This is a genomic window from Streptomyces sp. 378 (assembly GCF_030124145.1).
Classification (GTDB): domain Bacteria; phylum Actinomycetota; class Actinomycetes; order Streptomycetales; family Streptomycetaceae; genus Streptomyces.
This window is the reverse complement of record NZ_JASKMS010000016.1, coordinates 92,104-106,299: the sequence shown is the minus strand read 5'-3', so window position 1 is coordinate 106,299 and position 14,196 is coordinate 92,104. Positions and strand designations below refer to the sequence as shown.

The window sequence follows — 14,196 nt, the reverse complement described above, 5'->3', positions numbered from 1 at the left end:
TACGACGGAGGAGCCGTTCGGGTGTGGGAAAACGTCACTTCTGCCGAGACGGGGGGGTACCGGGAAACCGGTGGGGCGAAACAGCGGCACCCGGTCTCCCGCGCGCCCTCGTCCCGTCACGCGGACAGGGGTTCGCCCTCGTCGCCGAGGGCCGCGTCCACATCGCCGTACACGTCGAACAGCCTGCGCACGCCCAGCGCTCCGAGGACGCGGTTGACGTGCGATCCGTCGGCCGCGCCCCGGGCGGGCAGCACCAGGCGCAGCCGGCCCTGGCAGGAGCGGATCAGGCGGCGGGCCGCGATGAGCACGCCGACGCCGCTGGAATCGCAGAAGAACACCTCGGACAGATCCAGGACGAGGCAGTGATGCCCCTCGGCCACCACGTCGTGCACACGCTGACGCAGCACCGGTGAGGTCACCAGATCCAGCTCGCCCGACACGTGGAGCACAGCCCATCCGCCCTGCTCGCCACCGGTCACATTGAAGGTCACCACCACGCCCCTCGATCGCCAAAACGGAAGCAGTCCCTACGCTTCCTTGCAGCGCGGCTGCCCAGCGGCCGTTCCCTGAAACGCGACCCGAGAAACGGTTCCCCCGCAGAAGAGGCTTGTTTTAGTCGACTTCGATCCTGTTCGATCCTCTTCAGTCAGGTCTGATCGCCAGGTTCGTGGGTAGGCGCGAGTCCAAAGGAAACCGGTGCGAGCGCCGGTGGTCCTCTACCACCTACGGCCGGTCAGGGGGCGCACATTGCCACAAAGGGGCGTGCGCTATCGGACGTGCCGACTACATTCGAGGAGACGTCGGGGACAGGCTGGACAGGACACGCGCGCGGGAAGCACGAACAGGGGGTGAGGGGGCCGCATGGCGAAAAAGGACGTACCGCCTCGCTGGGACCGCACGATGCAGCAGCGGCTCGCCCGCGGGGAGGCTGCCGCCCTCGGTGAGCTCTACGACCGGTTCGCCTCCCTCGTGCACGGCCTCGCCCACCGCGTACTCGGCGACGAGCGCGCCGCCGACGGCATCACCCGCGAGGTCTTCGTCCACGTCTGGGAGCATCCCGACTCCTACGACCCAGGGCAGGGCCCGCTGCGCACCTGGGTCGCCACACTGACCCACCGGCTGGCGGTGCAGCGGCTGCGCGCCACGGAGACCGCCGCCCTCGCCCGCGAAGGCTCCGGCACCACGGAGGAACTGGAGCACCGGGTGCGCCGCGCCTCGGTCGCCGCGCGCGCCGACTACATCGTCCAGTCCATGCCGGTTCCCCTGCGCTCGGCCCTGGAACGGGCCTACTTCCAGCGCCGCGACTACCGCCAGACCGCCGCCGACCTCGGCATCACCGAGGACGAGGCCCGCCGCCGCCTGCGCCTGGGCCTGCAACTGCTGTCCACCGCCCACGACGCCGGGGCACCGGGCCCACCGCCCGGACACGGGGGTGCGGTGTGAACGGACCGGACCGGTACGAGGCGTACGACGAAGATGAGGGCGAGGACGGCCGCGAGGAGCAGGGCAACGGGCGGGACGAGAGCGGCACTCGGGATGAGAGCGGCGAAGGCGGGCGGAGTTTCGGCGGTCCCTGCCGATCGGCCGGCTCGGCCGGCCCAGGCGCACCGGAAGGGCCGGAGACGTCCGGGCGCGGCGACGCCCCGGGACCCGGACACCCGCCGCGCATACCCGTGCCCCGGGTCTCCGTCGAGGACAGCGGACTGCCGCTGCCCGAGCCGGCGGAGTCCGGCGACCCGGCGCCGCCGCCCGCCCCGCCCGTCTTCGAGCACGCCGTGCTGAAGTCCCTGCTCGGCGCCTGGGCGCTGGCCGCGTGCTCGGCCGAGGAGGCCACGGCCGTCGAGGAGCACCTCGGCGACTGCGGCTTCTGCGCCGACGAGGCCCGGCGGCTGCGCGAGGCGGTCGGGCTGCTGCAACGCCCCGAGAGCCTCGACCTGGACCCGGGCCTGCGCACCCGTGTCCTTCAGACCTGCCTGGAGCGGCGCCCGCCGCGCATCCCGGTACCGGACTGGGCCGCCGCGTACGACGCCGAGACCGCGCGCCTGGACGCGCTGCTCCAGGACTTCGGAGACGCCGAGTGGCACGCGCCGGTACGGCTGCGCTGGTTCCGCTCCGACGAGTCGACGAGCCGCCGCACCACCGTCGCCGGGGTCATCGCACATCTGCTCAGCGTCGACGGCCTGGTGGCGGTCGCGCTCGGCCTGGACGACCCGCTGGGCGACGTCCCGTCCCGGCACCCGACACCGGCGGCCCGCACCGAGGCGTTCTGGCGCGCCTCGCACTTCCCGCCCACCCGCTTCCTGCGCGCGCCCTGGCGGGAGCAGAGCCACAACCTCGTCCGCACGGTGCCCTTCACGGACGGCGGCGCCGGGAAGACGGCGGTGTCGTACGGCGACTTCGAACTGCCCCTGCACGACGCGATGCTCGACCGCGCCTTCGAGTGCTGGGTGCACGCGGAGGACATCGCCGACGCGGTCGACTACCCCTACGACCCGCCCTCGCCGCGCCATCTGCACCGCATGATCGACCTGGCGGCCCGGATGCTGCCGACGGCCCTGGCCCACCGCCGCCGAGCCGGCCTGGCCTCCCCCGCCCGCCACCGTCATCTGGTCGCGGCGGGCGAACCGGGCCGCAGCCTCCGCCTGGAGATCGAGGGTTCGGGCGGCGGCGAATGGCTGATCCCCCTCGACTCCCCCGCGGCGAAGGGCTCCGCCGAGCACGAGGTGGCTCACGTGGCCCTGGACGGCGTCGAGTTCTGCCGCCTGGCGGCCGGTCACGTACCTCCGCAGGAGGCAGCGGCGGGCCAGGTGGGAGACAAGGAGGCGATCAGGGACGTCCTGTTCGCGGCGGCGTCACTGAGCCGGATGTGAGGTTCTTGGGGGCGCGGGGAAGCGCGCGACAAGCCACAACCCACCCGCACCCGCACCCGCACCCGCCACCAAACGGGACGAACCGGGCTCCTAGGCGAAGATCACCGTCCGCCGCCCGTTGAGCAGAATCCTCCGCTCGGCATGCCACTTCACACCCCGGGCCAGCGCCTGGCACTCCACGTCGCGCCCGATGGCGACGAGTCCTTCCGGCGTCACGTCGTGCCCGACCCGCTCGACCTCCTGCTCGATGATCGGCCCCTCGTCGAGGTCGGCCGTCACGTAGTGAGCCGTCGCGCCGATCAGCTTCACACCCCGGGCGTGGGCCTGGTGATACGGCTTCGCGCCCTTGAAGCTCGGCAGGAAGGAGTGGTGGATGTTGATGATCCGCCCGGACAGCGCCTTGCACAGGTCGTCCGAGAGGACCTGCATGTAGCGGGCGAGCACGACCAGCTCCACGTTCTCCTCACGCACGATGTCGAGCAGCCGCCCCTCCGCCTCGGCCTTCGTGTCCTTCGTCACCGGAATGTGGTGGAAGGGGATGTTGTACGAGCCCACCAGCTCGGCGAAGTCCTTGTGGTTCGACACCACTCCGGCGATCTCCACCGGCAGCGCCCCGGTCCGCGCCCGGAACAGCAGGTCGTTCAGGCAGTGCCCGAACTTGCTGACCATCAGCAGGATGCGCATCTTCTGGTCGGCCCGGTTGATCTGCCAGTCCATCTGGAACGAGTCGCCGATCGCGGCGAAGCTGGCCCGCAGCTTCTCCACGGTCACCGGAGGGTCTGCCGAGAAGTGGACCCGCATGAAGAACAGTCCCGTGTCGTGGTCGCCGAACTGCTGGCTGTCCTCGATGTTGCACCCGGTCATGAACAGATAGCTCGACACGGCGTGCACGATGCCCTTCCGGTCAGGGCAGGACAGGGTGAGGACGTACTGGTCGGCCGGGACCGCGGCGCTGGTGGACTGCTCGTTCATGCGGGACAGGTTCCCACAAGGAACGACACCACCGGCAATCGTCCCGCAGGACGGACCACCGCGACAACGCCGCAGACACGCGTGCCGGGGCCCGCGACGCCGAGACGATCCGAAACGGCAGGGCTAGGCCGCTTCTGATGGATCTCCGCGGGAGAAGGAGCGGCGTTCGGTGCGTGCTCTCGGCATGCCGCGTGGAAGCCCTCGTAGCGGAGCTACTTGGGCTTCCACGCGGTGCGGCGGTGGGGGCCCCTCCCGTTCGAGCGAAGCCGAGAACGGGGGAGCGTGCCGAACGCCGCGACGCCGCGGAGATTCCATCAGAAGCGGCCTAGGCGGACCTGGTCACGATCCGCAGCACCTCCAGGCTGGACGGCGGAGCGTCCGGCTCCTCGCCGTCGCTCGCCGCGAGCCGCACGTGCGCGTCCCGGGCCGCCCGGACCGCCTCCGGCCACGCCTCGTGTTCGAGGTACGCGGCGACCGGCGCGTCCGGCCCGACCTGGTGCATGATCCGCAGCACGCGCAGCACCGCGCTGTCGACGAGGACCGCCTCCTGGGAGTCACGGAAGATCGTGCCGACGTACTTCTCGGCGGACCAGTGGTCCAGCCAGGTGTCCTCGACCAGCCGGTACACCGCGTCGGTCACGTCGCCGTAGCCGTCCACGCCGGCCAGCCAGACGTCCCGCTGGAAGCCGGGATCGGAGAGCATGTGCAGCGCCGAGCGCACGTTGCTGCGCCAGCGCCACCACGGCATGTCGTTGACAGGCATGCCGCCCATGGTGGACGAGCGACGGCCACGTCGGGAAGAGTTCTCCGAAGCTTGCACGGTCATCGATCGTACGTTCCCCTCCACATCGGTCACACCGGCCCCCGCGATTTCACCGGCGCGTCACCCATTGTTGACCGGAGATCGCTCATGGGTTAGCCGTGTGGCGGAATCGTGCAGAACCATGACCGGCAGGCGACGCACCCGCAGCACATTCCTCCCCGGCCTCCTCACCCGTCACGCCAGAAACGGCATCCTCTCCGCGGGCACGGCGGTCGCGTGCGCGTCGCTCCTCGCCGGATGCGGGGTCGTCCCCGGCACCACGGGGGATGCCGGGGGCGACACCATCACCGTCATGACCTGGGCCCCGCAGAACACCAAGGCCACCAACAAACCCGGCATGCCCGCCTTCGCCCGTGCCTACGCCCGCTGGATCAACGCGGGCGGCGGGATCAACGGCCGCAAGCTCAACGTGCTGACCTGCAACGACCACAACGACAGCGTGGCCGCCGCGAAGTGCGCCCGGCGGGCCGCCAAGGAGAACGTGGTCGCGGTCGTCGGATCCTACAGTCAGTACGCGGGCTCCTTCTTCCCCTCGCTCGAGGGCGCCGGCATCCCCTACATCGGCGGCTACGGCATCACCAACGACGAGTTCACCAGCCCCCTGTCCTACCCCGTCAACGGCGGCCAGCCCGCGCTGCTCGCCGGTCTCGGCAGCGCGCTCTCCGACTGCGGTCCCGTCGCGCTGATCCGTCCCGACACCCTCGCGGGCGACCAGTTGCCCCCGCTGCTCGACTCCGGTCTGAAGGCGGGCGGGCACCGGGCCTCGAACGACCAGCGGGCGGCCGAGGACGCCACCGCGTACGACGACCAGGCCGAGCGGGCCCTGCGGACGACCACCGGGGGAACCGGCCAGGGATGCGTGGTGCCCGCGCTCGGGGACCGCAGCGGCACCTTCATGGACTCCTTCCGGCGGGCCCGCGAGGACTACCCGGACGTGCGGACGGCCACCGTGCTCGGCAGCGTCGACCAGACCGTGATCGACGCGACCGGCGGAGCCTCGGGGCCCTACGAGGGCTCGTACATCACCGGCTGGTACCCGGTGGCGAGCGACCCGCGCTGGGACGAGATGAAGCGGGTGATCCGGCAGGAGGCCTTCGGCGACAACCGCATCGACCCCGCGGACGCCGGAGTGCAGACCACGTGGATCGCCTACACGGTGTTCCGGCAGATCGCCGAGTCGCTCGGCGACGGCGAGGTGACCGCCGACACGGTCACGCAGGCCCTGGACGACGGCCTGAAGGTCAGCACGGGCGGGCTGACGCCGACGCTCCAGTGGCAGTTCCAGGACAAGCTCGCCGCCGTGGGCTTCCCGCGCCTGGTCAACGCGAACGTGACCCTGCAGGTGGTGCGGGAGGGGCGGCTGGTGTCGGCGCGCAAGGGCTTCGTCGACACCACGAAGGCGCTCCAGGACGCCGACGTGGACTACTGAGCGGCCCCGCCCGGCACCTCACGCGTGGGCGCGGCGGGGGGCCGGGCGTGTGGCCCCGGGACGCCCGTGAGCTCCGGGGCGCCCCACCGGACCGTCTCCGTCACAGCTGGGTCGGCTGACGCTCGGTCAGGCCGTACTTCCTCGCGATCGCGTTCCACAGCCCGGCCGCCTTGGCCTTCTGGGCGCTGGCGACGCCGCTGGCCCGGTTCCCGGCCAGGGTCTGGTCGGTGGTGCGGGCCTGGCCCTTCTTGCAGCCCTTCCTGCCGGCGGTCTGGTCGGCCCAGGCCGCGTAGTGGTTGTCGGCCGAGGCGGAGGCCTGCCAGGCCTTGGTGAGGGCGGTGGTCAGCGCGGCGTGGCCGGGCAGCCGGTCGACCTCGACGCTGGAGAGCCGGGTGACCAGACCGCTGCGCTGCTTGGCCGCGTCGCGCAGGTCCTTCGCGGCCCGGGAGAGGTTGTCGCAGCCCCGCACGTCGGCGACCGCGTTGATCACGGTGGTGCGGCTGTCGCCGCTGTCGGCGAGCAGCTTGTCCAGCTCGACGGCCTGGGCCCGGGCCGGGTCGGCCGACGGCGAGGCGGAGCCGTCCGTCGCGGGAGCGGAGGCGGCCACCGTCTTCTTGTCACCGCCGTCGTCGTCCCCACCGCCCGAGCCCCCGGCGAGCAGCGCGCCCGCGCCGACGCCGAGGACGGCGATGCCGATGCCGACGGCCGCGATCACGGGGACGCGCGAACCGCTGCGGCCACCGCGTGAGCGGCCTCCGGCGGGCGGCGCGTGGGACGGCCCGGCAGCGCCGTACGAGGGCTGGGGCTGCGGCCGGGGCTGCTCGATGCGGGGCATCTGCTGGGTGGCCCCGGCCGGGCTCTCGGCGCCCCGCTCACTGCGGAAGAGGTTGTCGAACTCGGCGGGCGGCTGCTTGTCCCCGCCCGGCACCGGCGGGATGTACTGCGTGGCCTCGGCGTCCGGATTCGAGGCGGTGGGCAGCGGCCCGGCTGCCGACCCGGCCCGGGGGCCGGTCCCGAGGAACCGCGTCGTCTCGGGGTCGTGGCCGGACGGCGTCTCGGGCGGCAGCGCTCCGGGCGTCACGGGGGGTATGTACTGGGTCGCCCCCTCGTCGGCGGCCGGGGGGACCGGCGGCAGATACTGCGTGGCCGCGGCGGCGTCCCCCGCGACGGGCGGTATGTACTGGGTCGCGCCCTCGTCCGCGGGTGAGGGCAGGGGTGCCCCCCCGCCGCTCCCGTACCCGGTTCCCGCCTGCGGCTGCGGCGCTCCCCCGGCAGGCTGCCCGTACCCGTCGGAGGCCGGCGGCAGGCCGCCCCCGTACGGGTCGGCGCCCTGCGGCTGACCGGTCCCCTGCGGATACCCGTACCCGGACGCTCCCTGCGGCTGCTGCCCCCCGCCGGCTTCGTGCGCGGAGCCGTACCCGGGCCCACCCGAGCCCTCCGGGGGCAGGGGGGCCCGTCCCCCGGACGTGCCGTACGGGTCGTAGCCGGTGTGGCCCGCGGACGGCTGGGCCGAGCCGTACGGGTCGGGGTGCGCCGGGGTGCCGGCGTACGGGTTCGGGGAGGTGCCCTCCGGGGGGAGCGCGCCCGGGGCCTGTGCGTCCCAGGCGGGCGGTTCCGGCGTGCCCCACTGTTGGGGCTGGGACTGCCAGGTCTGGTCCGGCGGGGGCGCGCTCCGCTGCTGGTCCGGGCCCCACGGCCCGCCCCAGGTCTGGCCCTCCGCGGGGGCCGAGGCCTGCGGCCCGCCCGTCGACGGCGGGGCGGGTCTGCGGCCGGGGGCGTCGTCCGGTCCGCCCGTCATGCCCGGCAGCAGGGGCTCGCCACCGTCGGAGGGCAGCACGATGCCTTCGCGCGCGGGGCGCGCCGAGGGCTCCTCGCCCTGTCCACTCTGCGTCACCGGGACTCCTACTAATGGGGGACCTTGTGAATCGTCGGGTCACGCTACCGGGTCCCCCGAGCCCCGTGCCACGCAGCACAGGGCCCGGCCTCCTGCCCTGTGAGCGCGGTAACACCGCCGGATCACGGCCCCCCGTTCACGTCACCTCCTGCGCACGGGGCGGCCGTTTCCCGCACGTTCACACATCCGCGGACCTTGTGTTCACGCGGCGGCCTGCAGATCGAGCCGCGCCCCGAACTCCCTGACCACCGCCTCGTCCCGGTACGGCCCCAGCCGCTGCTGGAAGTCCTCCAGGTACTCGGCGCCCCGGTTGGACCGCAGCCCCTCCAGCAGTTCCACGGCCTTCATGCCGGTGCCGCACGCCTCTTCGATCTCGCGCTGCTGCACCTGTGCCGTGGCCAACAGCACATATCCGATGGCCCGTCGGCGCGCCCGCGACTCGGGATGCCCGGCCAGCGACTCCTGCGCGCACCGGGCCGCCGCCTCGGCCTGCCCGAGGTCCCGGTGGCAGTGGGCCAACTCGTCGGCGAGGTAGGCCTCGTCGAAGTGCGCGATCCACACCGGGTCGTCCCCGGCGGCCGGGTCGGCCGCCTCCAGGGCGCTCACCGCGCGCCCGGCCGAGGACTGGGCGGCGCGCACGTCGCCCATGAGGGCGTGCCCGCGCGCCTCCGCCGCGTGGAACATCGACTCCGCGCGCGGTGACACGCGCCCCCGCGCCCCCTCCTGCGCCGCCCGCGCCAACTGCGCGATCTCCCGCGGGTTTCCGAGCTGCGCGGCGAGGTGGCTCATGGAGGCGGCGAGGACGTATCCGCCGTAGCCGCGGTCCCCGGCCGCCTGCGCGAGCCGCAGCGCCTGGATGTAGTAGCGCTGGGCCAGGCCCGGTTGCCCCGTGTCGACGGCCATGTACCCGGCGAGCTCCGTCAGCCGGGCCACCGCGGCGAACAGCTCCCGCCCGACCGCCTCCCGGTACGAGCCCGCCAGCAGCCCCGAGACGACGCTGTTGAGGTAGTGCACGACGACCGGCCGCACATGCCCGCTGCCGTACTGGTGGTCGAGAGCCACCAGCGCCTGCGTCATGGCCCGCACCGCCTGGACGTCGGACTGCCCCACCCGTGGCCCCGCCGAGCGCGACACCTGGGCGTCGGGCGCGGAGATCAGCCAGTCGCGGCTGGGCTCGACCAGCGCGGACGCGGCGACGGAGGAGCCGGACAGGAAGTCCCGCCGCCCCACGTCACTGCGCCACAGCTCGCAGACCTGCTCGATGGCCCCCAGCACCGTCGGCGAGAACTGCAGGCCCACGCCCGAGGCGAGGTTCTTGCCGTTGGCCATGCCGATCTCGTCGATCGTGACCGTACGGCCGAGTTTGCGGCCCAGGGCCTCGGCGATGATCGCCGGGGCCCGGCCCCGTGGTTGCTGCCCGCGCAGCCAGCGCGCCACCGACGTCTTGTCGTAGCGCAGGTCGAGTCCGTGCTCGGCACCGCACATGTTGACCCGGCGGGCCAGGCCGGCGTTGGAGCATCCGGCTTCCTGGATGAGCGCCTGGAGCCGTTCGTTCGGCTGCCTGGCGACGAGCGGCCTTGCGGCCATGGGCGTACCCCCTGCTGTCCGGCGGTGCGTCTACGGGGCGCCGAGCCTGCCCGTGCACCGAGTTGACGTCTCTTCCGCGGCCGAGCCCCTCACCTCCCGGTGAAAAGATCCGGCCGTGAAGATCAATGCCCCGCCGACCAGGCGAAAATGCGAGGCATGTGAGGAATGCCGGGGTAACGGCTGATGCCGGCCCCCCTCGTGGTTACCCAGCCCCGACGACGGTTCCTCCTGCGCGCCCCCGCACATGCACCCATGCGCCCCGGATCCCGGGGCGATGCCCCTCCCCGCGCACGCGGGTGGGCGTAACCCCTGGTGACGACCAGAGTTGTGTTCATCGTGGAAGAGACGATCGCCGGCACCGAAGCCGCTCAGATCCCGAAGCAGCGCGGGGAATCGCTGCTGGAGACCGCTGTTCGCTACGCCGAGGAGCGCCACTGGGACGTGTTCCCCGGCACCTGGCTGGAAGCCGTCGACGGGAGTCAGCGCTGCTCCTGCGGTGACGCGGCGTGCCCGGCGCCCGGGTCCCACCCGGCGCGTCCGGACTGGGCGACGCAGGCGACGGGCAGTGCGACGGTCGCGCGGCGGATGTGGCAGAAGCAGCCGACCGCGTCGATCCTGCTGCCGACGGGGCGGACGTTCGACGCGATCTCCGTGGCGGAGACGGCGGGGTTCCTCGCGCTGGCGCGGATGGAGCGGATGGAGCTGACGCTCGGGCCGGTGACCCTCACGCCGGATCGGCGGATGGAGTTCTTCGTGCTGCCGGGGGCGGCGGCGAAGGTGCCCGACCTGGTGCGGAAGCTGGGGTGGTCGGTGTCGTCGCTGGATCTGACCGTGCTGGGTGAGGGGGCGTATGTGGCCGCGCCGCCCACGCGGTTCGGGTCGCGGGGGGCCGTGCAGTGGGCCTGCCGGCCGACGCCTGCGAATCGGTGGCTGCCGGACGCGGAGGAGTTGATCTCGCCGTTGGCCTATGCGTGCGGGCGGGATCGATAGGCGCGCCTGTTCGTCTGCCTGGTTGCTGTCGTGCGGCGGCTGTCGGTCGTCCGTGGTCGATCGCGCGGCTCCCCGCGCCCCTTGGGCACCACCGAAACCGTAGGGTGCAGGGTGACGGAGGGAGACGCGGTGGGATCAAGCGCTGTGCGGGTGCGGGGGCTCTGGAAGCGGTTCGGGCAGCAGGTCGCTGTGGCCGGGATCGATCTGGAGCTGCCCGCGGGCAAGTTCATCGGGCTCGTCGGGCCGAACGGGGCCGGGAAGACCACCACCTTGTCGATGGTGACGGGGCTGCTCAGGCCCGACCACGGGACGGTCGAGGTGGTCGGGCACGACGTGTGGCGGGACCCGGTCGAGGTGAAGGCGCGGATCGGGGTGCTGCCGGAGGGGCTACGGCTGTTCGAGCGGCTCTCGGGGCGCGAACTGCTGGCGTACAGCGGGCGGTTGCGCGGGCTGCCCGGCGCCGAGGTCGACAAGCGGGCCACCCAGCTCCTCGACGTCCTCGATCTCGCCGGCGCCCAGCACAAGCTGGTCGTCGACTACTCGACCGGCATGCGCAAGAAGATCGGGCTCGCCGCCGCTCTTCTCCACAACCCCGAAGTGCTGTTCCTCGACGAGCCGTTCGAGGGCGTCGACCCCGTCTCCGCCCAGACCATCCGGGGCGTCCTGGAGCGGTACACGGCCTCGGGCGCCACGGTCGTGTTCTCTTCCCACGTCATGGAGCTCGTCGAGTCGCTGTGCGACTGGGTCGCGGTGATGGCCGCCGGGCGGATCCGCGCCACCGGCACCCTCGCCGAGGTGCGCGGGGACGCGCCCTCGCTGCAGCGGGCGTTCCTGGAACTCGTCGGCGCGCAGGGCCGGGACGCCGGGTCCGACCTGGACTGGCTGGGCGGTGGGTCGCGGTGAGCACCCCCGCGATCACTCCCGTCCTCGTCCGGCTGAAGCTGTCGCTGCTGCGCAACGGGCTGCGGCAGTCCGGCGGGCGCAAGGCCGCCTACATCACCTCCGCGGTCTGCGCGCTGCTGTTCGCCGCGCTCCAGCTGATCGGCCTGATCGCGCTGCGCGGCCACGCGCACGTCGAGTCGGTGGCCGTGCTGGCGGTGGCGGTGCTGGGGCTCGGCTGGGCGGTGATGCCGCTGTTCTTCCCCAGCGGTGACGAGACCCTCGACCCGACCCGGCTGGTGATGCTTCCGCTGCGGCCCCGGCCGCTGGTGCGGGCGCTGCTCACGGCCTCGCTGGTGGGCATCGGGCCGGTGTTCACGCTCTGCCTGCTGGTCGGTTCCGTGGTCGCGGTGGCGCGGGGCGGGGCGGCGTTCGCCGTCGGTGCCGTCGCCGTCGTCCTCGCGCTGCTGGTGTGCGTGGCCTTCGCTCGGGCCGTGGCCGTCGCCAACGTACGGCTGCTGACCAGCCGCAAAGGGCGGGACCTCGCGGTGCTCAGCGGGCTCGTCATCGCGATCGGGGCACAGATCGTCAACTTCGGCGCGCAGCGGCTCGGGACGTCGGGGCTGGGTGAACTGGACCCGGCGGCGGAGGTGCTCGGGTGGGTGCCGCCCGCGTCGGCGATCGGGGCCGTGCACGCGGTGAGCGAGGGCTCCTACGGTCTCGCCCTGGCCCAACTGGCACTGACCGCGGGTGCGCTGGTGGCGCTGCTCGCGCTCTGGTCGCGGCATCTGACCCGGCTGATGACCGCGCCCGACGGATCCACCCTGCCGAGCGCCGAGTCGGCCGCCCGGGAGCGCTCCTCGACCGGGCTGGGGAGGCTGCTCCCCGCAGGGCGTACGGGCACGGTCATGGAGCGCAGCCTGCGATACATGTGGCGCGACCCGAAGACCAAGGCCGCCTGGGTGACGTCGCTGGCCATCGGGTTGATCGTGCCGGTGTTCAACGCCTGGCAGGGCACCGGGTCGGTGTACTTCGCGTGCTTCGCCGCCGGGATGCTCGGCATCCTGATGTACAACCAGTTCGGGCAGGACACCTCGGCGTTCTGGATGGTCGCCATGACGATCTCCTCGACGCGTGACGCCTACGTCGAGCTGCGCGCCCGGGCGTACGCCCTGCTGCTGATCACCCTGCCGTACGCCACGCTCGTGACGGTCCTGACCACGGCCATGCTCGGCGACTGGCGGCGGCTGCCCGAGGCGCTGGGTCTGTCCTTCGCGCTGCTCGGCGCGATGCTCGCGACCGGGGCGTGGACCTCCGCCCGCTTCCCGTACTCCATCCCGCAGGAGGGGTACAAGAACGTCGCTCCCGGGCAGACCGGGCTCGCCTGGATCTCCATCTTCGGCGGCATGATGGCGGCGGCCCTGCTGTGCGCGCCCGTCATCGCGCTCACGATCTGGCTGAACGTGAGCGCCGACGGCGACGACTGGAGGTGGCTGCTGCTGCCGGTCGGCACGGCGTACGGGGCGGCGCTCGCGGCGACGGGGCTGAAGCTGGCCGCTCCGCGGACGGCCCGGCGGCTGCCGGAGATCCTGACGGCGGTCAGCAAGGGGTGACGCGCCCCGCGGAGGCCGGTGTCAGTGATCGCCCAGCGAGTCCAGGAACGGCTCGATGGCGGCGCGCCAGGCCTCCGGCTGGTCGTAGTGCACCAGGTGACCGGCGTCTGCGACCTCCGCGTACTGGCCGCGGGGCAGCACGCGGACCATCTCCTGGGCCTCGGCGCGGCCCAGTTCGCCGTCCAGGCCGCGCACGACCAGGGTGGGGCAGCGGACCTGGGCCAGCTCCTCCCAGTGCGCGTCGTACACCCACGTCTCGCGGGAGCGGAGCATCTGCTCCGGCTCGAAGACCGGACGCCAGCCGTCCGGGGACTCGGCCATCACCTCGGCGTAGAACTCGCCACGGGCCGGGTTGGGCCGCTCCACCCAGGGGTCGTCCTCGCCGAACCACTTGCGGACATCGGCGAGCGTGGCGAAGGGCAGCGGCCAGGACTCGAACCACTGGCCCCACTCGCGCTGGGAGGCACCGCCGAGCGCGGAGGCCCGCATGTCGCAGATGATCAGCCCGCGGACCAGGTCGGGGCGTTTGGCGGCGAGCTGCCAGGCGGTCAGGGCGCCCATGGCGTGGCCGATGAGGACGACCGGGGCGAGGCCGAGCTGCTCGAGAGCGGTCTCCGCGTCGTCCACGTAGGCGTCTCGGGTGAAGGAGCCCCGCGGCGGTTTGTCACTGCGGCCGTGGCCGCGCTGATCGAGGGCGATCGCGCGGTACCGCGCGGAGAGCCAGCGGGCGGTGGACGCCCAGTGCGAGGCGCGGCCCATGAGGCCGTGCAGTAACAGCACGCCGGGCGAGCCCTCCGGCGCGGTGTGCCCGCCGTGCGCCCCCTGCGCCGGGTCGGTTTTGGGCGGGTCGCCGAATTCCCAGGCCGCCAGGCGTACGCCGCCCGTCCCGGTCACGTCGATGCGTCGCGCCATGTCCTGGCACCCCCCAAGCTTCGCGCGGACCGAGGCTCCCGGGGAGCCGGCCGGTCCTGTGAACCGTGTTCCCGCCTGCTGTTCCTTCTGCCCTGCTTGTCGCCGTACCTGTCCCCACACGTGTGCCGTGCGCCGTGCGCCGCCCGCAGACTATCGAATGCGCATTCGAGAATGGGGTTTCCGCGGGCAACACCCCTCGTTCGAGTGACCATCCCCGGGGATTGATC

General features: G+C 72.9%; 12 protein-coding genes. 6 read left to right on the top strand and 6 right to left on the bottom strand.

The window, feature by feature from the left end; translation table 11 throughout:
- Positions 1-116 precede the first annotated feature (116 nt).
- On the bottom strand, positions 117-497 hold the full coding sequence (locus tag QNO09_RS21980; RefSeq protein ID WP_283971943.1) for an STAS domain-containing protein: 381 nt from the start codon (positions 495-497) through the stop codon (positions 117-119).
- A gap of 364 nt (positions 498-861) precedes the next feature.
- Here QNO09_RS21980 and QNO09_RS21975 point away from each other — a divergent pair, with 364 nt between their 5' ends.
- Positions 862-1,443: a sigma-70 family RNA polymerase sigma factor gene (locus QNO09_RS21975; protein ID WP_283971942.1), complete on the top strand. Its 582-nt coding sequence runs from the start codon at positions 862-864 to the stop codon at positions 1,441-1,443.
- A complete protein-coding gene (locus tag QNO09_RS21970) occupies positions 1,440-2,870 on the top strand; it encodes a maleylpyruvate isomerase N-terminal domain-containing protein (RefSeq protein WP_283971941.1) in 1,431 nt (476 codons plus the stop codon). The genes QNO09_RS21975 and QNO09_RS21970 overlap by 4 nt, the downstream gene beginning before the upstream one ends.
- Before the next feature lie 90 nt (positions 2,871-2,960).
- Here QNO09_RS21970 and purU read toward each other — a convergent pair whose 3' ends face one another.
- Positions 2,961-3,842: a formyltetrahydrofolate deformylase gene (gene purU / locus QNO09_RS21965; RefSeq protein ID WP_283971940.1), complete on the bottom strand. Its 882-nt coding sequence runs from the start codon at positions 3,840-3,842 to the stop codon at positions 2,961-2,963.
- Between the two features lie 325 nt (positions 3,843-4,167).
- Positions 4,168-4,668, bottom strand: coding sequence for an SCO4402 family protein (locus tag QNO09_RS21960; protein WP_283971939.1), 501 nt, complete (start codon positions 4,666-4,668; stop codon positions 4,168-4,170).
- A 118-nt stretch (positions 4,669-4,786) separates the two neighbouring features.
- Between QNO09_RS21960 and QNO09_RS21955 the strand changes: the two genes are divergently transcribed.
- Complete coding sequence (locus tag QNO09_RS21955; RefSeq protein ID WP_283971938.1) at positions 4,787-6,094, top strand: ABC transporter substrate-binding protein; 1,308 nt, start codon at positions 4,787-4,789, stop codon at positions 6,092-6,094.
- A gap of 100 nt (positions 6,095-6,194) precedes the next feature.
- Here QNO09_RS21955 and QNO09_RS21950 read toward each other — a convergent pair whose 3' ends face one another.
- Both QNO09_RS21950 and QNO09_RS21945 read right to left on the bottom strand, forming a co-directional pair.
- Positions 6,195-7,988: a hypothetical protein gene (locus tag QNO09_RS21950; protein WP_283971937.1), complete on the bottom strand. Its 1,794-nt coding sequence runs from the start codon at positions 7,986-7,988 to the stop codon at positions 6,195-6,197.
- A gap of 201 nt (positions 7,989-8,189) precedes the next feature.
- Positions 8,190-9,575, bottom strand: coding sequence for an NsdA family TPR-like regulatory protein (locus tag QNO09_RS21945; RefSeq protein WP_283971936.1), 1,386 nt, complete (start codon positions 9,573-9,575; stop codon positions 8,190-8,192).
- A 327-nt stretch (positions 9,576-9,902) separates the two neighbouring features.
- Here QNO09_RS21945 and QNO09_RS21940 point away from each other — a divergent pair, with 327 nt between their 5' ends.
- The 3 genes from QNO09_RS21940 to QNO09_RS21930 all read left to right on the top strand — a co-directional run bounded on the left by QNO09_RS21940 (position 9,903) and on the right by QNO09_RS21930 (position 13,057).
- The gene (locus QNO09_RS21940) at positions 9,903-10,565 is read left to right on the top strand and encodes a bifunctional DNA primase/polymerase (protein WP_283972018.1); all 663 of its coding nucleotides are present in this window, start codon (positions 9,903-9,905) and stop codon (positions 10,563-10,565) included.
- 111 nt (positions 10,566-10,676) lie between these two features.
- Entirely contained in the window at positions 10,677-11,468 is a 792-nt protein-coding gene (locus QNO09_RS21935) for an ABC transporter ATP-binding protein (RefSeq protein ID WP_283971935.1), read from the top strand.
- Positions 11,465-13,057 (top strand): transporter, encoded by a 1,593-nt coding sequence (locus QNO09_RS21930; protein WP_283971934.1) that lies wholly within the window; start codon positions 11,465-11,467, stop codon positions 13,055-13,057. Before QNO09_RS21935 ends, QNO09_RS21930 begins: the two co-directional genes overlap by 4 nt.
- Before the next feature lie 21 nt (positions 13,058-13,078).
- On the opposite strand, the gene QNO09_RS21925 is transcribed toward QNO09_RS21930, so the two are convergent.
- Positions 13,079-13,969 (bottom strand): alpha/beta fold hydrolase, encoded by an 891-nt coding sequence (locus QNO09_RS21925; protein WP_283971933.1) that lies wholly within the window; start codon positions 13,967-13,969, stop codon positions 13,079-13,081.
- Between the last annotated feature and the right edge of the window lie 227 nt (positions 13,970-14,196).